At 64.8% G+C, this 19,060-nt stretch carries 15 protein-coding genes and 1 tRNA gene; 3 read left to right on the top strand and 13 right to left on the bottom strand.

Annotated features, from left to right (window positions below):
* Nucleotides 1-42 precede the first annotated feature (42 nt).
* From ACSH0F_RS10700 to wrbA, 4 genes are all read right to left on the bottom strand, one after another.
* Entirely contained in the window at nt 43-2,937 is a 2,895-nt protein-coding gene (locus tag ACSH0F_RS10700; protein WP_435202611.1) for a M16 family metallopeptidase, read from the bottom strand.
* Between the two features lie 108 nt (nt 2,938-3,045).
* Entirely contained in the window at nt 3,046-3,849 is an 804-nt protein-coding gene (purC, locus tag ACSH0F_RS10695; protein WP_278327273.1) for a phosphoribosylaminoimidazolesuccinocarboxamide synthase, read from the bottom strand.
* A 111-nt stretch (nt 3,850-3,960) separates the two neighbouring features.
* Nucleotides 3,961-5,265 (bottom strand): cation:proton antiporter, encoded by a 1,305-nt coding sequence (locus ACSH0F_RS10690; protein ID WP_435202608.1) that lies wholly within the window; start codon nt 5,263-5,265, stop codon nt 3,961-3,963.
* A 38-nt stretch (nt 5,266-5,303) separates the two neighbouring features.
* The gene (gene wrbA, locus ACSH0F_RS10685; protein ID WP_435202606.1) at nt 5,304-5,906 is read right to left on the bottom strand and encodes an NAD(P)H:quinone oxidoreductase; all 603 of its coding nucleotides are present in this window, start codon (nt 5,904-5,906) and stop codon (nt 5,304-5,306) included.
* Between the two features lie 60 nt (nt 5,907-5,966).
* On the opposite strand from wrbA, the gene ACSH0F_RS10680 reads away from it, so the two are divergent.
* The gene (locus tag ACSH0F_RS10680) at nt 5,967-6,887 is read left to right on the top strand and encodes a hypothetical protein (RefSeq protein WP_435202604.1); all 921 of its coding nucleotides are present in this window, start codon (nt 5,967-5,969) and stop codon (nt 6,885-6,887) included.
* 5 nt (nt 6,888-6,892) lie between these two features.
* On the opposite strand, the gene ACSH0F_RS10675 is transcribed toward ACSH0F_RS10680, so the two are convergent.
* The 5 genes from ACSH0F_RS10675 to infA all read right to left on the bottom strand — a co-directional run bounded on the left by ACSH0F_RS10675 (nt 6,893) and on the right by infA (nt 9,033).
* Nucleotides 6,893-6,967: transfer RNA gene (locus ACSH0F_RS10675), tRNA-Phe, on the bottom strand.
* Nucleotides 6,968-7,057: 90 nt separating this feature from the next.
* A complete protein-coding gene (gene yacG, locus ACSH0F_RS10670; protein ID WP_435202602.1) occupies nt 7,058-7,246 on the bottom strand; it encodes a DNA gyrase inhibitor YacG in 189 nt (62 codons plus the stop codon).
* On the bottom strand, nt 7,239-8,138 hold the full coding sequence (locus ACSH0F_RS10665; RefSeq protein WP_435203163.1) for a ribonuclease E/G: 900 nt from the start codon (nt 8,136-8,138) through the stop codon (nt 7,239-7,241). Before ACSH0F_RS10665 ends, yacG begins: the two co-directional genes overlap by 8 nt.
* A gap of 55 nt (nt 8,139-8,193) precedes the next feature.
* Nucleotides 8,194-8,769 (bottom strand): Maf family protein, encoded by a 576-nt coding sequence (locus ACSH0F_RS10660; protein ID WP_435202600.1) that lies wholly within the window; start codon nt 8,767-8,769, stop codon nt 8,194-8,196.
* Between the two features lie 6 nt (nt 8,770-8,775).
* On the bottom strand, nt 8,776-9,033 hold the full coding sequence (gene infA / locus ACSH0F_RS10655; protein ID WP_011413465.1) for a translation initiation factor IF-1: 258 nt from the start codon (nt 9,031-9,033) through the stop codon (nt 8,776-8,778).
* A 234-nt stretch (nt 9,034-9,267) separates the two neighbouring features.
* On the opposite strand from infA, the gene ACSH0F_RS10650 reads away from it, so the two are divergent.
* On the top strand, nt 9,268-12,000 hold the full coding sequence (locus tag ACSH0F_RS10650; RefSeq protein ID WP_435202597.1) for a hypothetical protein: 2,733 nt from the start codon (nt 9,268-9,270) through the stop codon (nt 11,998-12,000).
* A 4-nt stretch (nt 12,001-12,004) separates the two neighbouring features.
* Here the strand turns inward: ACSH0F_RS10650 and ACSH0F_RS10645 are convergent, their stop codons facing one another.
* The 4 genes from ACSH0F_RS10645 to ACSH0F_RS10630 form a co-directional block, all read right to left on the bottom strand.
* Nucleotides 12,005-12,796, bottom strand: a complete 792-nt coding sequence (locus ACSH0F_RS10645) for an esterase/lipase family protein (RefSeq protein WP_435202595.1) — start codon at nt 12,794-12,796, stop codon at nt 12,005-12,007.
* Nucleotides 12,793-14,406, bottom strand: a complete 1,614-nt coding sequence (locus tag ACSH0F_RS10640; protein WP_435202593.1) for a wax ester/triacylglycerol synthase family O-acyltransferase — start codon at nt 14,404-14,406, stop codon at nt 12,793-12,795. The genes ACSH0F_RS10645 and ACSH0F_RS10640 overlap by 4 nt, the downstream gene beginning before the upstream one ends.
* A 157-nt stretch (nt 14,407-14,563) precedes the next feature.
* A complete protein-coding gene (locus ACSH0F_RS10635; RefSeq protein ID WP_435202591.1) occupies nt 14,564-15,736 on the bottom strand; it encodes an NAD(P)/FAD-dependent oxidoreductase in 1,173 nt (390 codons plus the stop codon).
* A 1-nt stretch (nt 15,737) separates the two neighbouring features.
* Nucleotides 15,738-17,021 (bottom strand): APC family permease, encoded by a 1,284-nt coding sequence (locus tag ACSH0F_RS10630; RefSeq protein WP_435202589.1) that lies wholly within the window; start codon nt 17,019-17,021, stop codon nt 15,738-15,740.
* 64 nt (nt 17,022-17,085) lie between these two features.
* On the opposite strand from ACSH0F_RS10630, the gene uvrC reads away from it, so the two are divergent.
* Nucleotides 17,086-19,044: an excinuclease ABC subunit UvrC gene (gene uvrC / locus ACSH0F_RS10625; RefSeq protein ID WP_435202587.1), complete on the top strand. Its 1,959-nt coding sequence runs from the start codon at nt 17,086-17,088 to the stop codon at nt 19,042-19,044.
* The last annotated feature ends 16 nt before the right edge of the window (nt 19,045-19,060 follow it).

Below are 19,060 nucleotides of genomic sequence, written 5' to 3'. Positions count from 1 at the left end.
GGAGGGTGAATACCTTCCCGGCCTTTTTGCTGTCCGCCAGACCTACTCGCCGCTGCCTTCCGGGACCACGGCAATGCGCAGCACGCCCTCGGCGGCCAGGTAGCGCTGCGCGAAAGCCTGGATGTCGGCGGCGGTAATTTCGCGCAACAGTGGCTCGTAACGGCGAATGCGGTCGAGGCGGTCGGCGCGGAGCTGGGCGCTTTCGAGCGCGCCGACCCAATAGCTGTTCTCGCGCCGCCGCTTGGCGATGCGTTCGACAAGCGGATTGCGGGCGCGCGCCAGCAGGTCGTCGTCCACGGCAGTGTCGCGCATTTCGGCTGCAATCTCGTCGATCGCGTCGAAGGCCAATGCCTGCTTCGACGGTTCGACGATCGCCAGCGCACCGAGATAGCCGAAGCCATCGAACACGCTCGACATGCTGGAATAGGCTTCGGGCGAATAGGTCGCGCCGAGCTCCTCGCGCAGCTTCTCCGTCAGTCTCAGGCTGATGATCGCGGCGGCGAGCTGTCCGGTAATCTCTTCCTTGTGGTTGTCGTCGTCATCGGTCGGCCATGCCACGTGGACCAGGCCCTGGTCGGCCTCGCCCTTGTGGTAGAGCGTGCGCAGGCTGCGGTCTTCAGGGAAGGAAACCTGCCGTGCATCGGGGTAGTCGCGGAGCGCCTCGGGCCGCTCCGGCAAGGCTCCGAAGGTCCGCGCGGCGGCGTCGATCACCTGCTGCTCTTCGAAATCGCCGACCACGGCGATCTCGATCGCACCCTGTTCGAGCCCCGGCGCTACGGCGGCGCGCAGGTCGTTGAGCGTCAGCCCGAGCAATTCCTGCTCGTCCAGCGTGCCGAAGCGCTTGTCCCCTCCGGCGATCACGCGGCGAACCTCGTTGCGGAAGACGTTGATCGGCGAGGCGTCGGTTTGCGCGATGAAGGGCGGGATGATCGCGTTCCACCGGGCCCCGGCTTCGGGGCGATACCCCGGTGCAGTCAGATAGGCCGCGGTGACTTCCATCTGGCGTTCGAAATCGGCTGCCTTGGTGGTGCCTGCGGCATGGAAGTGATCGGTTGCGGAGGCGATGCCGAGACTGACGTTCCGTCCCGCCAGGATGCGGCGCAGCTCCTCGAAACCGTGCTGCTCCAGCCCTGCAAGTCCGTAGACCGAATTCAGCATCATCGTCGCGCCCGGCTGGTCCAGCCCGTAGCCAAGCTCTCCCGCACCGATACGGACGTGGAAACGGACTTCATTGTCCTTGAAGTCGGTCGGCTTGAGATTGAGCCGCACGTTGTTGTCGAACGTCAGCGCGCGAAAGCCGAGATCTTCGATCCGCTCGTCCGCCACCACGGTGCCCGGCGTACCGAAATCGGTGTAGGCGAAGTCAGACGTCGCCTCCTCGACCGGCGCCGTCACCGCGACCTCTTGCGCCGCCTCATAGGCTTCGAGGATCGCATCCTTGCCCCCCTCGACCGGCGCTTTCGACGCTACGAGAATGAGCGGGCCTGACCCAGTGAAGGCTTGCCTGAAGGTCGCATGGACCGCCTCCGCTGTCAGTTCCGGGCGGATCTGCTGGAACACGTCGTACCGGGTTGCCGGCGTCACGAAGGGCCGCTCGTCGGATAGCGTTGTGATGAGGCTATTCGCCAGCGTCGCACTGGGCCGCGTCGCCTGCCGCTCGGCGCCGTTCTTCAGCGCCGTATCGAGATTGGTCAGCGCTTCCGTGATCTCGCTGGCGGTGAAGCCGTATTCGAGCGCGCGGCGGATTTCCTGCTCCCCGGCGGCGAGCGCTTCGTCCCAGCGATCCTCGCGGGCGTAGACGGTGACGCCTGCGTGCACCGCGACATCCTGGAAATCGGCAATCCGCATGCCCGCGCGCAGGACAGGCGATTCCGGTGAAAGCGCCAGCTTCCGCAAACGGCGGTTGATGACCTGCGAGGCGACGCCGATCTGGAATGCCCGGCGCGCCTCGGCAACGGTCGTGGGGCGCTCGACGTAAGGCGACTGGCGGGTGATCTCGACGATATAGTCGATTGCCGGATCGACGAAATTGGTCGCTGCGGGAGCGCGTTCGAAATTGATCATGCCGACATCGGTCACGAATAGCGGCTCCTCCGGCTTCTGCCAGTCAGCGAAGCGCTCCTGGATCTTGGCCTCGATCATGTCGGGATCGACATCGCCTACGATCACCAGCGTGGCATTGTCCGGCCGGTAATAGCGCTCGTACATCGCGCGCAATTGCTCGGCGGTCACCGTGGCGGTGGGGCCGGCGCCATCGGGACCGGGATAGCGCGTGGCGTAAAGCGTATCCGGCGCGAGCAATTCGAAGGACGTGCGGGCGTTGCGGGCCTGATAGCTGTTCCGGGTCTGGATTTCCGATTGCAGGATGCCGCGCTCACGATCGACCGCGCCTTGCGTGATGGTCAGCTCCGAGCCGATCTCGCGCATCAGCATCAGGCCGGTATCGATGAGTCTCTCGTCATTGCGGGGCAGGGCCAGCTTGTAGATCGTCTCGTCGAAGCCGGTCGAGGCATTGGTGTCGGCGCCGAATTTCAGCCCCTCGCGCTCGAGCAGCTTGATCATCTCGCCCTCGGGCACATTGGTCGACCCGTTGAAGGCCATGTGCTCGATGAAGTGCGCGGCGTTTAGCTCTCCGTCGAGTTCGTCGATGAAGCCGACGTCGTAGCGCATGCGCAGCACCACCTCGTTCTGCGGCGTCGCATTGCGCATGATCGCGTATTTCAGGCCGTTGTCGAGCGTGCCGAAGCGCACGGCGGGGTCGGCGGGGATGTCGTAGACGGGAAAGTTCCAGCCAGTGACGGTGCTCGGCTCGATTTGGACCTCAGCGGCCTGTTCCCTTTCCTGCGCAGCTGAATGCACAGGCATAAGGCAGGTCGCGGCTGCCAGAGCGAGCAGGGGCAGGCCGGCAATGCGCCGGCGCGGGGTGAGGCTGTTCATGAAATGCGTCCCGATTGCGCCGCAACAGCGGCAAGTCCGGACGTCAGCCTAAGGCAAAATCGCCGCGCCGCAAGCGGAGCGCGCCGCAATAGTGCGTGCGTCCTATGCCTATTTCTTGGGTTTTACCGGGGAGCGCAAGCGGCTGCGGTGCGCGCTCATGTCGAGCACTTCGCCGGGGCCGTTATCGTCGTCCTGCAGCAGCTTCAGGCGGCGGGCGACTTCCTGATAGGCCTCGCTCTCCCCGCCGAGGTCGCGGCGGAAGCGGTCCTTATCGAGCTTTTCGCCGGTGTTGATGTCCCATAGGCGGCAGCCGTCGGGGCTGATCTCGTCGGCCAGGATCACGCGGCTGTAATCGCCGTCCCAGATGCGGCCGAATTCGAGCTTGAAATCGACCAGCTTGATGTCGATCGCGGCGAACATTCCGGACAGGAAGTCGTTGATGCGGATCGCCATGCTGGCCATGTCCTGCAGCTCTTCGTGGCTGCACCAGTTGAAGCAGGCGATCTCCTCTTCGGACACCAGCGGATCGCCGAGGCTGTCGTCCTTGTAGCAATATTCGAGTAGCGTGTGCGGCAGCAGCTCGCCTTCCTCGATGCCGAGGCGCTTGCTGAGCGAGCCCGCCGCGACATTGCGCACGATCACTTCGAGCGGGATGATCTCGACCTGGCGGATCAGCTGCTCGCGCATGTTGAGGCGGCGGATGAAATGCGTCGGGATGCCGATATGGCTGAGGCGGGTGAACACGAATTCGCTGATGCGGTTGTTGATCACGCCCTTGCCGTTGATCGTGCCCTTCTTCTGGGCGTTGAAGGCGGTCGCATCGTCCTTGAAATACTGGATCAGCGTGCCGGGTTCGGGACCCTCGTAGAGGATCTTGGCCTTGCCTTCGTAAATCTGGCGGCGACGTGCCATGCAGCTGTTCCTTCGCGCTTAAAAAAGCCTGCGCCCCGGTGGCGGAATCGGATGCGACCGCTGCCCGGGGCGTTCGGCAAGCCGCATACAGAAGCGGCCCAGCTAAAGCAATCAGTGGACAGTTGGGGCGTCTTCTTCGACTGCCGGAGCATGATCGCGCTTCAGCTTCTCGATCAGCCGGCCTAGCGTGGCGCGCTGTACCAGGACGCTGAACAGCACCGCAGCGAAGGTCGCGGCGAGGATCAGGTCGCGCGTCTCGCCGGGCGGCAGAGACAAGGCGAGCGCGATAGAGATGCCGCCGCGCAATCCGCCCCACCACAGCACGCGGCCTGCGCCCTTGTCCTGCAAGCGCGCGGCGGGGATGGCCTTGGTCGAGATGAGGATCCCGATCGCCCGCGCTGCCAAGGTGATCGGGATAGCGACCAAGGCCAGCGCCGCTTCATCGAAGCCGACGGTCAGCACAATCATTTCCAGCCCGATGAGCAGGAACAGGACCGAATTGAGCAGCTCGTCCACCAGCTCCCAGAACTTCACGACATAGTCGCGCGTCACGTCGCTCATTGCGTAGGTAACCCCCTGGTTGCCGATCAGCAGCCCGGCCACCGCCATCGCCAGCGGGCCGGAGATGTGGAGATAGGAACACAGCGCATAGCCGCCCATCACCACCGCCAGCGTGATCAGTACCTCGAGCGTATATTCATCCATGCTGGCGAGCGCGCGATAGCCGATCCAGCCGAACAGCAGCCCTACCAGGATCCCGCCGCCCGCTTCGATCGCGAACAGCCGTGCGCCTTCGGACAGGGAGAATTCATTGCCGCTCACCGCCGCGCCCAACAGGATGATGAAGACCACGATGCCCACGCCGTCGTTGAACAGGCTTTCGCCCGCAACTGCGCTCTGGAGCGATGCGGGGACGTTCTCTTCCTTCAGCACGCCGAGCACCGACACCGGATCGGTCGGGGCGATCAGCGCGCCGAAAACGAAATACCAGATCGGCGCGATCGGCAGAGCGAGCAGCATGCCGACGCCCCACATGGCGAGTCCGACCAGCACGGTCGAAACAAGAACACCCACTGTGGATAGCAGGAGGACCGGCAGCCATGCGACCTTCAGTCGGTCGAGATCGACATGCAAGGCACCAGCGAAAAGCAGGAAGCTCAGCATCCCCTGCAGCAGTGTTTCGGTGAAATTGAGCTGCTGGAGCGTCTCGGTCACCCAGTCGTCCAGCGTGATGCCTGGCACGACTGCGTCGACTGCCGTCAACACGATCGCCGCCAACGCGCCCATGACCGTCAACCCGATGACATGCGGCAGCTTGATGAAATGATGGTTGAGCCAACCCAGCAGGGCCGAGGCAACCACGAGGATTGCGGCAAGCTCGAAGGCGGATAGCGCACTGCTGGCTGTCTCGTGCATCCCGGAGGGGTTAGCGCGGCATCACGCCAGCACAACCCTCAGCCGCAAAGTTTCGCTGCCGTGTTCGCTACCCGCTTGCCGAGATAGCGCGCACCATCGAGTTCGACTTTGCTCGGCTGGCGCGATCCGTCGCCATCGGCGATCGTGGTGGCACCATAGGGCGCGCCGCCCTTGACCTCGTCGACGCCGACCAGTCCTTCGAAACCGTAATCGAGACCGACCACCGTCATGCCCATGTGCAGCAGATTGTTGAGGATCGACCACAGCGTCGTCTCCTGCCCGCCATGCTGGCTCGCGGTGGAGGTAAAGGCTGCGCCGACCTTGCCGATCAGCGCACCCTTCTGCCATAGTCCGCCGGTCTGGTCCCAGAAGGCCGCCATCTGGCTGCTCATCCGGCCATAGCGGGTCGGGCTGCCGACGATGATCCCGTCGTACTCCGCCAGTTCGTCCGGCCCGCCGATGCATTCATGGCCTTCCATCTGCTGGAAACCGGCGCTCTCCACCACTTCCTGCGGAGCGGTTTCGGGCACGTGACGTACCGCCGCCTCGGCGCCCGCCTCGCGCACGCCCTCGGCAATTGCCTCTGCCATCTTGGCAGTGTGGCCGTAGGACGAATAATAGAGCACGAGGATGCGGGTCATGGGGGATTCCTTTTTGTTCGGTTCGATGGTCAAAGCGTGCGGCGCGGGCAGGGGTTCCGCATGATGGGAAGTCCTGTCCTGCCGTGGCGCTATCGCCATTCCGGCCTGCTCGTCGGCTCGCAGATCGAGCTCGAGGCGTGGGAAGCGTTTCGTACCGATGACGAGGGCGAGCCGGATATCGCGATAACGCTGTCAGATGAACCATGTCCCGATTGTCCGAGCGACGGCCGCACCGGCATCGGCGAGCATGGCGTGCGGTTCGCAGTGGACGGGGTTGGCGGGTGGCAGGTTCAGGAAGGGCGGCGCATCCTGCTGCATCCCTCGCTTAGCGCCGATCCACGCGAGTTGCAGCTGTTCACCCTCGGCAGCGCTTGGGGCTTGCTAGGTTACCAGCGCGGGCACGCGATGTGGCACGGCAGCGCGGTCGAACTGGGCGGCCGCTGCGTAATCTTCTGCGGTGAGGCGGGTGAGGGCAAGAGCACCATGGCGGCGGCGATGATCGCCAGCGGCGCGACGCTGGTGGCAGACGATCTCAGCCGTGCGGCACCGGGCGAGAATGCCGCACATGTCTATCCGTCAAGCAGCCGATTGAAACTTTGGAGCCAGGCGATCGACCATCTCGGCTGGCGAGACCGGATCATCGTGAGGGACTGGCTGCGCGACGACAAGTTTCACTGCCGGGTTGCCACGCACCATGCGGGCGTGGGAGCCATGCCGCTCGACGCGATCGTGGTGCTCCAAAGCGGAAGCGAACTCGCGCTGGATCGGCTGACCGGCGGTGCGGCACTGGCGGCGGTGCTTGCCGGGACGATCTACCGGCCCGAAGCGCTGGAGGAGATGGGCCTATGGGCGCAGCAGGGAGCCATCGCGGCGCAAATTGTGTCGCACGCCCCGGTCTATCGCCTGACCCGTCCGCGCGATCTGGCGGCGCTGAGCGAGAGCGTGAATGCAGTCACGGACATGCTGAAATCGCTCGGGTAGCGAAGTGGTGCCCAGGGGCGGAGTCGAACCACCGACACGACGATTTTCAATCGTCTGCTCTACCACTGAGCTACCCGGGCACACTGCTTCGGCAAAAGGACCGGACAAGGCCCCGCGAGCAATGAGAGCGCGCCTATGGCGAAGCTGGCGCTCCTTGGCAAGGGGGGAATTCAGTCTTCCTGCGCGCCCGTCACTTCCGCCGCGATTTCTTCGGGCAGAGCGGGGCGACCGGCCACACTATAACCGTCGCCGAACCATTTCGACAGGTCGCGATCGCGGCAGCGGCTGGAGCAGAACGGGCTGAATTCCTCGCTGCGGGCTTTCTTGCAGATCGGGCAGGGCTTGGCTGGCTTAGTCATGCGGCACGATCTGGGCCTGCGCCGCCTCGATCGCAAGACCGGGATCGGTTTCGACGCGCGTCGGGCGACCGGTGCGGCGTTCGAGCTCCGCAAGCCATTCGGGCTTGAGCTTGGCTTTCAGCGCGGGATGGACCGTCAGAAGGGTCATGCCCGGCCCCTCGACCATTTCCGCCCGACGCAGCGCCGTGCGCGCGGCCATGCCGATGCGCGAAGTGGCAAAGCGATGGAGCAGCGAGGAGCCTTCGAGCCGCGCGACGACCTGGACAAAGCCGAAGCCGTTCATGGCGGTGCGCTCGTGGGGCCAGTCCGCAAGCGCGTGTTCCAATGCTGCGTCCACCGCTTTGCGGTCCGCCTTGGCTTCGAGGGTGGGGAAGTCGATCCCGATGGACCCGCCGAGGTCGAACAGCGGCAGCCAGCGCGCGATTTCCGGCACGGCGGCGAGCGCAAGCTCGCGCGGCGAGAGGTCGCCGTCGATGTCTATCAGGGTCATCGCCGGCGTTACGGCGAAGAGCAGCGATCCGCCGCTGAATTTCACTTCGCCGGAGGATGCAGCGTGCCAGATGTCCTCCCACGCACCGTCGGGAAAACTCCGGACGGGTTTTCCGGCTTCGATCGGACTGTCTGTCGATGTGGATGTTGCCGACGTCGGTCTGGCAGCCGCGAGCTTGAAGCGACCGCGTTCGGTGATGGCGGCGCGCGTGATCATAAGCGAGAGTTGAGAACCTTCGCTCGCGTCGCGCGGCAGGCGATCGACAAGCACCTCTCGGCCCGACGGATGTAGGGCCACACCGCGCGATCCCGATTTGCGGAGCAGTTTGGCTTCGAAGACTTCGCCAGGAACAAGCTCGCCCGGCCAACGCAATTTTGCGGCGACGGGCTTGTCGCCATCCATCAACAGCGCGCGCGTCTCCCCGATGCCATGCTCGACGAGCCACTCCGGCCCAGTCTCAGGCAATGTCGAACCCCGCCGCCTTTAACATTGCGCGTGTTTCATACAGCGGCAACCCGACCACGCCAGAATGGCTTCCCTGAATGCGGCTGATCAGGCCCTCCGCAATGCCTTGAATCGCGTAGCCTCCCGCCTTGCCGTCCCATTCGCCGCTGGCGAGGTAGGCGTCGATCTCTTCTGCAGAGAGGCGCTTGAACAGCACCACCGTTTCGCTCAACCGCTCGCGCATGGTGCCGTCGGGCGCACGTAGGGCGATGGCCGAGAGGACGCGGTGGCGGCGGCCGGAGAGCAGTTCGAGACATTGGCGGGCTGTCGCCTCGTCCTCCGCCTTGGGCAGGATGCGGCGGCCTGCGGCGACGACCGTGTCGCCCGCCAGCACGAAGCCATCATCCGATGCGGCCGCTTCGGCCTTCTCGCGCGCCATGCGCCTGGCATAGTCGCGCGGCAGTTCGGCCTTGTGCGGCGTCTCGTCGATATCGGCGGGAGCAATGGCGTCCGGCGTCACGCCGAGGCGCGCGATAAGCTCGCGCCTGCGGGGACTTGCCGATGCGAGGATGAGCCTTGGCGAGCTCACGCGCGCTTACTGCGGGCCGGGGCCCTGACCCGGCCCACCACGGCCGGGCATGAAGCGGTAAGTGATGCGCGCCTTCGTGAGGTCGTAGGGTGTCAGTTCGCACAGCACTTCGTCGCCCACCAGCACGCGGATGCGGTTCTTGCGCATCTTGCCGGCAGTGTGCCCAAGCACCTCATGGCCGTTTTCGAGCTCTACCCGGAACATCGCGTTCGGCAGCAGCTCGACCACCTTGCCGCGCATTTCGAGGAGTTCTTCTTTGGCCATGCAGTCTGTCTATCCGTATCTGAGTGAAGTTTGGTGGTCGCGCCCTGTAGCGGGAAGCCTGCGAAAAGGGAAGCCTCGGCGCTCGTCGCCGCGCCAAGGGGCCGCTGTCCGACCAATGTGGGATGCGCTTCGACCGGTTACAATCCGATACGTGATCGCCGGTTGTAACGGTGAAGGGTTTCCGACACTGACGGAAGAGAGGGGCGGTTACATCGAAATACGAAAGCTGATCCCTTGAAGCATTGCCTTGCCATTACCGTCTCGCTCGCCGCGCTTGTCTCGGCGAATATTGGCCTCGCACAAGAAGCGGCGGAGATAGCGCAGGAGCCCGCTATCGACGCGCAGGAGGCCGAGGAGCCGGACTATGACGACGACACGATCGTCGTCACCAGCACGCGCATTCGCGGCCAGCTGATCGTGGATCAGCCACCCATCGCCGAGTATGACGAGGAAGACATCGCGGCTTTCGGTGGCGGTTCGATCGCCGACATTATCGAAGCGATCCAGCCTGCCACCAGTAGCGGGGCCCGCGGCAGCCGCGGCGGCGGGCGGCCGGTGTTCCTGATCAACGGGATCCGCGTGTCGAGCTGGCGCGAATTCCGCTCCTATCCGCCGGAGTCCGTCGCCAAGATCGAGGTGTTTCCGGAAGAAGTGGCCCAGCGCTTCGGCTACTCCCCCGACCAGCGCGTGGTGAACATCATCCTCAAACCCAATTTCCAGAGCGTCACTGCGGAGGTCGAATACGAGCAGCCTTCGCGCGGCGGCTATTCCTATAATGAGCAGGAACTCACTTATCTGCGGATAGGCGAGAAAGCTCGGGTCAACTTCAATGCCGAAGTCGAGGATCGCAGCCTGCTCACCGAGGCGGAGCGCGGGCTCGCCATCGAAGGGCGCGAAGACGAAGCCCCTTTCCGCTCGCTGATGTCCGACACCTGGGCTGGCGAGCTGACCGCGAATTATGCGCGCGCCTTCATGGAGAGCGGCGATTCCATCAGCCTGAACGCCACCCTCAACCGCGACCGCAGCCGTAGTCTTTCTGGGCTGGCGAACGATGGGCTGACACCGCTCGAACGGCGAAGCGAAACCGACACAATCTCGCTCGGCGGGACCTTCAATTCCGCGTTCGGCGACTGGAAAGCCAATTTCATTTCCGACGCCGTTTTCACGAATGGCGAGACGCAAATCGACCGCTTCGACGCGTCGGGCTTCGATGTCGCCGACAGCAAGACCTACAGCATTACCAACAACGCCACCCTGACCGGCTATCCGGTCACGCTTCCGGCCGGCGACGTGGCCGTGACCCTGGATGCGGGTCTCGACTGGAAGCGCATCGAGAGCGCCGATACCCGCTCCGACACTGATCTGTCGCTCACTCGCAGGCGGGTCGACGGCGGCATCAATCTCGCCGTGCCCATCGCCGAACGCGACGGAGCGCTGGGCGCCATTGGCGATCTCAGCCTGAACCTGTCCGCGGGGATCGACGAACTGTCCGACTTTGGCGTGCTGACCGACTGGACGGCAGGCGCAACTTGGCGGCCGTTCGAGAATCTGACGCTGGGCGCGACCTATTTCCGCCGCGAAGTCGCGCCGAGCCTGACCAATCTCGGCAGCCCGCGGATCGACGAGTTCAACGTGCCGGTGTTCGACTATGCCAGCGGGGCGACCGAGCTGGTCACCCTGGTCACCGGCGGCAATCCGAACCTTGTCGCGGAGACGCAGTCGGACTGGAAGTTCTCCGGCAATTGGCGCCTGCCATTTTGGGAGGATGCACGACTGAATGTCGAATACGGGATCAATCGCTCGAACGATGTCACTTCGACGCCCGGATTCAGCGCGGCGTTCGAGGAAGCCTTTCCTGACCGCGTGACGCGCGATGCCGATGGAGACTTGCTGGCGGTCGATCGACGGCCGATTACTTTGTTCGAGACGCGCAGCCGCATTTTGTCGATCGGGTTCAACGCGCGCGGCCAGATCGGCAAGGCACCGGAGCGCGAGGAGCGTTCCGAGCGCGGAGGGGGACAACGTGAATCGCAGGGTGGGGCAAGCGCGCGTGGCGACTTCGACCCGGCGCGCATGGAAGGGCTGCGCAAGGCTTTCTGCGACTTGCCGCAAGGCGAGATGCCCGACCTCTCGCAGATCCCCGAACAGTTCCGCGCACGCCTGCTGGACGACAGCGGCAATCCCGATCCGGAAAAGATCGCCGCTGCGCGGGATCGTTTTTGCGGAGAGGGCGCAGAGCAGGGCAGTGAACGATTCGCCGCCATGCGCACGGCCATCTGCGTCGATCCGCCTCAGCTTGATGGCTTGCCGGAGGCCATGCTGGCTCGGCTAAGGAACGAGGATGGGGGGATCGACCCCGAGCGGCTCAAGGCGCTGCGCGAGCGGATGTGTTCTGCCGATGGCGCACAGACGGAAGGTCAGGCCAGCCGAAGTGGCGGGCGACGCGGTGGGATGAACCCTTTTAACCGCGGCGGCGACGATGAGGACAAGCGACCACGCTATTTCTTCAGCGTCAATTTCGATCGTGCGCTCGAAAACGAGATCTTGTTGGCAGACGGTGGGCCGCTGTTCGACCAGCTCGCCGGCGACGTGCTGGGCGGCGGCGCAATTGCCGAGAACTCCGCGCGGGTGGAGGGCGGCCTGTTCTGGCAAGGCTACGGACTGCGGCTGTCGGGCCGATACACCGGAAAGGCGCGGCTCAACGGCAGCGGGCTGCCCGGATCGAGCGACCTGTTCTTCGACGATCTTGCGACCCTCGACCTGCGGCTCTTCGCCGATCTCGGCGAGGTGTTCGACAAGGACGAGGGCTGGCTCAAGGGCCTGCGGGTCTCGCTCAAGGCCGACAACATCTTCGACGCGCGCCGCCGCGTAGTGGACGAGGACGGGGTGGTGCCCGATGCCTACGATCCGCTGCGGATCGACCCGACCGGGCGCTATCTCGGCATCGACGTCCGGAAGGCGTTCTAGCGCGTCAGTGCAGGCGCGAGCGCGGGAAGGCGATGTTGGCGATGCCGCGCGGGCTGAACTTATGCCACTTGCCTATCGGCTGGGCGAGGCGGTCGGCAATGGCATAGACCACCGCCGGATTGACGCCGAGGCCGATATGACTGGCGATCACCTCGATATTCTCGCAGCATTCGTGATCGGCCGCCTGGACCGACCCGCGCCAGTGGACCACTCCGTCGCCCTTGGTCAGGATCGAGGTGGTCGGCACCGGTGGCGCCTTGGCGAGATCGCGGAAATTGCCGGTCTGCATCGGCTCGGGTTCGCGTCCGTTGAGGAGTTCGAACAGCCGCCGCGCATTAGTGTGGTTGCGATCGTCGCTGATCGGGCTGCCGAGGCTGATGACCATGCGGACCTTTTCGGGCGCCAGCTTGGCCAGCTCGCGGGCGAAAACCCCGCCGAGGCTCCAGCCGACTATGGAGATCTTGTCTCCGGTGCGGTCGTGGATCTCGTCCACGCAAGCCATCATCGCTTCGATGCGGGCATTGTCGACTCTCAGATTGCGACCGAGGTTCCAGCCGACCGCATCGTAGCCGAGCCGTTCCAGCATGGCGCGCAAGGGGCGTGTCGAAGTGTCCGACGCCATGAAGCCGGGCAGCACGAGCACGCCATGCCCGTCGCCCTTCGGCAGCCTCTTGAGCAGCGGGCGTAGCGCGAGGAAGCTGGCGAATTCGCCCATGGCGCGGGTCGGCTCGGTCAGGGCGAGCAGCGTATGCGGCGGGCGCGCTTCGGTTGCCGTCTCGGCAGTTGCGGTAGTCATGATGTTTGCGATCCTTTCCCTTTAGGGGTGGCCTTCGAACGGCTGGCGGCCTTTTTCGTGCCCCCCTTGGCGGGCTTGGCGGGAGTTTTCCGTGCAGCCTGCGTCTTCGCGGCGGGCTTTTTTGTCGGTGTCGCGCCTTTCTTCGGCGCAGCTTTCTTGGCAGCGGGCTTCTTCGCTGGTGCCTCCGCCGGCGCCTTCGCGGCATCGCGCAATTCCTCGAAACTTTCGACGATGCACTCGATGTAGAAATCGGGATCGGGCAGCAGTTCGCGGCAGGCGGTGAAGCTGATCGTCGCTTCGTCGGTATAGCTCTGGACGACGTGGCCCAGGCCCATGCCGTCGGTCAGGCAGACGAGGCCCATCTGGCTCTCCAGCCGCGCGCCGCTGGAATAGATCGGCACCGGCGGGCCGGGGACATTGGTGACCACGGTCGAGAAGATCGGCCCGACGCCGCGATTGGCGAGCCCAAGGCGGGTGTAGAGCTGCGCGCCGAGGCTCATCCACAGGGCCGGGCTGACCTTGCTCGCCTCGGTCATGTTGCGCGCGCCCATCGCCTCGGTCATCGCTTTCGAATTCTTCGTGCGGTCGTGGCAATACTGCAGCCGGTCCAGCGGTTCCTCGATATGCGTACCCAGCGGGGCGACCATGGCGGCGACCTGGTTCCCCATATCGCCCTTCTCGTCCGTTGTACGGACCGAGATCGGGGCCATGGCGGTCAGCGTCTTTTTGGGCAGGTCGTCCTTGGCGAGCAGATATTTCCGCATCGCGCCGCCCACGATAGCGAGGAACACGTCGTTGACCTTCGCGCCATCGACCGCCTGCCGGATCATCTTGATATCGGCCAGCGGCACGCTGCGGCCCTCGACGACGCGGTGGCCCGAAATCTTGCGGTTGAAGCGGGTCTTCGGCGCGATCATCTCGCGCGACAGGTCGAATTCCTTCGCAACCATGCCCTTCAGCGCTTTCGCGAGGCCGGGGGCGGCCTTCGCCGCGACCTCCAGCTGCTTCATCGGATTGGTGATCGCGTTGAAATAGCTCTTGCCGAGCAGTTCGACGGGATTCGGCACCTTCTCCGGCTGCCAGTCGTCGGGGCTGTTCGGCGGCGGTTCGTTCGGATCGAGCGTGTGCATGGCTTCCAGCAGATCGACCCCGCTCATCCCGTCGATTGCGGCGTGATGGACCTTGGTCACCATGGCGTAGCTGCCTTTCGCAACGCCTTCGATGTTATCCAGCCCTTCGACGATGGTGAACTCCCACGGCGGTCGCTTGAGATCGAGCGGGCGCGAAAAGATGCGCGCGGCTTGAATACAAAGCTGCCGCCAGTCGCCCGGCTTGGGCAGGGCGATGTGGCGGACGTGGTATTCGAGGTCGAAGTCCGGGTCCTCGATCCAGTAGGGATAGTCGAGGTCGAAGGGTACGCGCACCAGCCGCTGGCGGATCGTGCGGCTGAGCTGCATGCGGCTCTCGAAGAAGGCGAGTATATCCTTGAAGCGGACGAAGCCGCCGGGTGCGGTCTCCGGGTTGTAGATCAGGATCGAGCCGATGTGCATCGGCGAATTGCGCGTTTCCAGCGCAACGAAGCTCGCATCCATACCCTGGAGTTGGCGCATGAAGTTCCTTTCCGCGCTGCCCCAGACCCGTTGCGAGTGTGTGGCGGCATCCCCTGCGCGGCCCGTGTTTTCACGGGTCCGTAACATAAGAAGCTAGCGAATCTGCGGTTCCGGTCAACTTGCCGCGCCCGTCAACGCCTTCCCTAACGGCGGGACCTTACAGAGCCTCGCCAGCCGCGACCCCGCTCGCCCAGGCCCATTGGAAATTGTAGCCGCCAAGCCAGCCGGTGACGTCGACCGCTTCGCCGATGGCGTAGAGGCCGGGAATTCGCTTTGCCTCCATGGTTTTGCTGGAAAGTTCGGCTGTCGAAATGCCACCGACGGTCACCTCGGCCTTGCCGAAACCTTCGGTGCCATTGGGGCGGAAGGTCCATCGGCGCAGCCGCTCTTCCGCGGTCCGTAGCGCCTTGTCGGGCGCGTTGCCGAGTTCGGTCGCTATGCCCAGTTTTTCGGAGAGAATGTCTGCCAGCCGGTCGGGGAGCGCTTCTCGCAGCAGCGATTCAAGCGTCGCGCGCGGCGTTTCGCGCTTGGCGTCGAGCAGCCAGCCATCGGCGTGACCGGGTAGGAAGTTCACGACCACCGGCTCACCCGACAACCAGTAGCTGCTCGCCTGCAAGATCGACGGTCCGGACAGGCCGCGATGGGTGAACAGGGCGGCTTCGGGAAAGCTGGCCTTGCCCGCGCTTGCGACGACCGGCGCGGAGACGCCGGAAATTTCGCGGAACAGGACCTCTTCGCCGCCGAGCGTCAGTGGGACGAGGGCAGGGCGCGGCTCGACCACCTTGAGCCCGAATTGCCGTGCGAGATCGTAGGCGAAACCGGTTGCGCCCATCTTCGGGATAGACGGCCCGCCGGTGGCGACCACGAGGGCTGGTGCGGTGTATGTCGCGGTCTGCGTGGTGACGGTGAAATCGCCGTCATGTTCGACCGATGCCACTTCCTCCCCGCAGCGCACATCCACGTCGCCTTTCGCGCATTCCTCAAGCAGCATTTCCACGATCTGCTTGGCCGATCCGTCGCAGAACAGCTGGCCGAGTGTCTTCTCGTGCCAGGCGATGTCGTAACTTTCGACCAGTTCGAGGAAGTCGCGGGCGGTGTACCGCGCCAGCGCGCTCTTCGCGAAATGCGGATTTTGCGAAAGGTAATTCGCCGGACCCGCGCCGATATTGGTGAAATTGCACCTGCCGCCGCCTGAAATGAGGATTTTCTTCCCCGGCTTCTCCGCGCGTTCGAGGACCTGCACGCGCTTGCCCCGCTGGCCTGCCCTCGCGGCGCACATCAGTCCGGCGGCCCCGGCGCCGAGGACGATTGCGTCGTAACGCTCCGCCATGTCAGGCCTCGTCGAGCGCGTAGTCCGGCTGCTGCCGCGCGGCGACGAAGTACAGCACCGCACCGACCAACAATATGCCGCCGAGGACCAGCCACGCCTGCAGCGCCGTCTGGCTGGCGATGAACAGCGAGCTGCCGACGGCGAAAATCACGCAGGCGAGGTGCAGCGGCACGATGCGCCCCTCGCGATGCTCCAGCACGGGGAGGGCGCAGCTGGTCACGATATAGGTCACAAGCCGGATCAGCGTGCCCGCCACGGCCAGGACGGTAAAGCCTTCCCACAGGCCGAACAGGATGGCCGCCACGCCATAGAACAGGATCGCGTTGAACGGCGTGAGGAAGCGCGGATGCACATAGGCGAACCAGCTAGGCAACATGCCGCGCCGCGCCATTCCGTACATCAATCGCGGCTGGGCGACGCCGCTGGCGAAATTGTTCGCTCCGATGCTGAAACTGGCCGCGATCACGATGGCGAGCGAGCCGATCTGGCCCATCGCCGCTTCGGCCGATCCGGCCAGCGCATTGTTCTCGCCCGCGAATTCGGGGCCGATCAGGATGAAGGCCCAGATCACCGCCATGTAGATCAGCGTCACCCCGCTCACCATGGTGACGATCGACAGTGGCACATCGCGTTTGGGGTTCTTGAACTCGCCCGCCGCCTCGATCACGCCCTCGAAGCCGATGAAGGCGTAGAAGGTCAGCAGGATCACCGTCTCGACCTGGCTGAATTGCGGCAGCGCGATCGCGCCCAGTTCTCCTCCCGCGAAGAAGGCCGACACGACCAGCGCGGCAAGCGGCACCAGCTTGATTGCGGTCATGACCCCCAGCGTCCCGACCGAAGCGCGCATGCCGTAAAGATTGATCGCGGTGATGATCGCCAGCCCGACCGCCACTGCCACGGGCGCAGCCACCGGTCCGTCAAGCCCCGGGAACACTACCGCGAGATAGGCGACCATCACATGCATGTTCGCCGCCGCGGTCACGATCGCGCTGACATAGCGCGCCCAGCCGGCCTGGAAGCCTACGAAGCGCCCGAACGCCGCCTCCCCATACAGCACCGAACCGCCGCTATGCTCGAACCGCGCGCTCATCCAGGCGTAACATAGCGCCAGCGGCAGGAAGAGCACGCCGCCCACCAGCATCATCCACGGCGCGAAATTGCCGACTGCGGCCACCAAAACAGCAGGCAGGGCAAAGATGCCGGCCCCGATCATCCCGTTGAGCGGGAACAGCGCGGTCCCCCAGAAGCCGACCGTGCGCGGCGGTGCGATGTGTTTCCCGTCCATTGCGAGTGGGGATGGCGCGAAACGCGGCTTTGCACAAGCGGAGTGCGCGCACTATCTGCCACCCATGTCGCGCACGAAAGCCGGTTCCCCCCATGACCCGAGAGGCAAGGAGCGTTTCCACGAGGAACGCGCGACCTATACCGTCGCCAGCGCCCAGCCCGATCTGGAAGCCGGCCTCGCCGCGATCCGCGAGACGGTAAAGACGCTCAAACCCCGTCCCGGCGTCTATCGCATGCTCGATGCGCGCGGCGATGTGCTCTATGTCGGCAAGGCGCGTAGCCTCAAGGCCCGGGTGGCGAATTACACGCAGGTGAAAGCGCTGACCAACCGGTTGCAGCGTATGGTCAGCCAGTGCCGCCGGATGGAGATCGTGGTCACCAATTCGGAAGCCGAGGCGCTGTTGCTCGAAGCGCAGCTGATCAAGCGCTATCGCCCGCCGTTCAACGTGCTGCTGCGCGACGACAAGAGCTTCCCTTTCATCCTGCTGCGCGCCGATCACGCTTTCCCGCGCATCCAGAAGCATCGCGGCGCGCGGCGGGCCAAGGGCAATTACTACGGCCCCTTCGCCAGCGCGGGCAGCGTGAACAAGACGCTGAACGCGCTGCAGAAGCTGTTCCTGTTGAGGAGCTGCACCGACAGCTTCTTCAACAATCGCGACCGGCCCTGCCTGCTGTACCAGATCAAGCGCTGCTCCGCGCCCTGCGTCGGGCGGATCGACGAGGCGGGCTATGCGAGTCTCGTGCGCGAGGCGAAGGATTTCCTCGGCGGCAAGTCCAGCGCCGTGCAATCCGACCTCGAAAAGCAGATGGCGAAGGCGGCAGAGGATCTCGACTTCGAAACCGCCGCCATCCTGCGCGACCGACTGCGCGCGGCGACTTTCATCCAGGGCAGCCAGGCGATCAATGCCAGCGGTGTCGGCGATGCTGATGTCTTCGCGCTGGCGGCCAAAGGCGGGCACATGGGCGTGCAGGCCTTCTTCATCCGCGGCGGGCAGAACTGGGGCCATCGCGCGATCTTCCCGCGCAACACGGGCGATGTGGAGGAGGCGGAGGTGCTCGCCGATGTGCTCCTGCAATTTTATGAGGAAGTGCCGCCGCCCAAGACCATCCTCGTCGATCGCGAACTGCCCGAACAGGAGCTGATCGCCGAGGCGCTGTGCGAGAAGGCCGGGCACGCCGTCGCCATCTCGATCCCCCAGCGCGGCACGCGGCGCAAGCTGATGCAGCAGGCGCAGCGAAATGCGGTCGAGGCGCTTGAGCGACGACAGGCCGAAAGCGGCGCCAAGGCCAAGATCCAGCGCGAGCTGGCAGAATTCCTCGAGCTGGAGGATGTGCCGCAGCGCATCGAAGTCTACGACAACAGCCATATCCAGGGCGACAAGGCGCTGGGCGCGATGGTCGTCGCCGGGCCGGAAGGGTTCGAGAAGGGCCAGTACCGCAAGTTCAACATCAAGACCGCGCAGACCAATGACGATTTCGGCATGATGCGCGAGGTGATGAGCCGCCGCTTCCGCAATCTCGCCGAGAACCCGGACGGCGAGGAGGGGAAGAAGAACAGCCACGAGACCGTCTGGCCCGACCTCGTCCTGATCGACGGCGGCAAGGGCCAGATGTCGAGCGTGCGCGATACGTTGGCGGAGATGGGGATCGAGGACCTGCCGCTGATCGCCATTGCCAAGGGCCCGCACCACGGCCGCGAAGGGCGCGAGGTGTTCCACTTCCCCGACGGGCGCGAGAAGACGCTGCCGGTCAATTCGCCGCTGTTATTCTATCTCCAGAACCTGCGCGACGAGGTCCACCGCTACGCCATCGGCGCCCACCGTGCCAAGCGCAGCCGCGCCATCACCGCCAGCCCGCTGGACGAAATCCCCGGCATCGGCCCCTCGCGCAAGCGTGCGCTGCTGCTGCATTTCGGAACGGCGGGCAAGGTACGCGCAGCCGCGCTCGATGACCTGAAACGCGCGCCCGGCATCAGCGAGGCGGTCGCGCAGAAGATCTACGATTTTTATCACGCGGGTGGGTAGAGCGGGCTTTGCGCCG

Source organism: Qipengyuania sp. 902 (assembly GCF_051195295.1).
Taxonomy (GTDB): Bacteria; Pseudomonadota; Alphaproteobacteria; order Sphingomonadales; family Sphingomonadaceae; genus Qipengyuania.
This window is presented reverse-complemented; position numbering and strand designations above follow the sequence as displayed.

Coding starts and splice junctions, on each gene's coding strand:
- ACSH0F_RS10665 (WP_435203163.1), bottom strand. CDS start 8,138: ATGGATGGCGACAAGCCCGTCGCCGCAAAATTGCGTTGGCCGGGCGAG.
- ACSH0F_RS10700 (WP_435202611.1), bottom strand. CDS start 2,937: ATGAACAGCCTCACCCCGCGCCGGCGCATTGCCGGCCTGCCCCTGCTC.
- ACSH0F_RS10690 (WP_435202608.1), bottom strand. CDS start 5,265: ATGCACGAGACAGCCAGCAGTGCGCTATCCGCCTTCGAGCTTGCCGCA.
- purC (WP_278327273.1), bottom strand. CDS start 3,849: ATGGCACGTCGCCGCCAGATTTACGAAGGCAAGGCCAAGATCCTCTAC.
- yacG (WP_435202602.1), bottom strand. CDS start 7,246: ATGACTAAGCCAGCCAAGCCCTGCCCGATCTGCAAGAAAGCCCGCAGC.
- ACSH0F_RS10640 (WP_435202593.1), bottom strand. CDS start 14,406: ATGCGCCAACTCCAGGGTATGGATGCGAGCTTCGTTGCGCTGGAAACG.
- ACSH0F_RS10635 (WP_435202591.1), bottom strand. CDS start 15,736: ATGGCGGAGCGTTACGACGCAATCGTCCTCGGCGCCGGGGCCGCCGGA.
- ACSH0F_RS10680 (WP_435202604.1), top strand. CDS start 5,967: ATGATGGGAAGTCCTGTCCTGCCGTGGCGCTATCGCCATTCCGGCCTG.
- ACSH0F_RS10630 (WP_435202589.1), bottom strand. CDS start 17,021: ATGGACGGGAAACACATCGCACCGCCGCGCACGGTCGGCTTCTGGGGG.
- wrbA (WP_435202606.1), bottom strand. CDS start 5,906: ATGACCCGCATCCTCGTGCTCTATTATTCGTCCTACGGCCACACTGCC.
- infA (WP_011413465.1), bottom strand. CDS start 9,033: ATGGCCAAAGAAGAACTCCTCGAAATGCGCGGCAAGGTGGTCGAGCTG.
- uvrC (WP_435202587.1), top strand. CDS start 17,086: ATGTCGCGCACGAAAGCCGGTTCCCCCCATGACCCGAGAGGCAAGGAG.
- ACSH0F_RS10645 (WP_435202595.1), bottom strand. CDS start 12,796: ATGACTACCGCAACTGCCGAGACGGCAACCGAAGCGCGCCCGCCGCAT.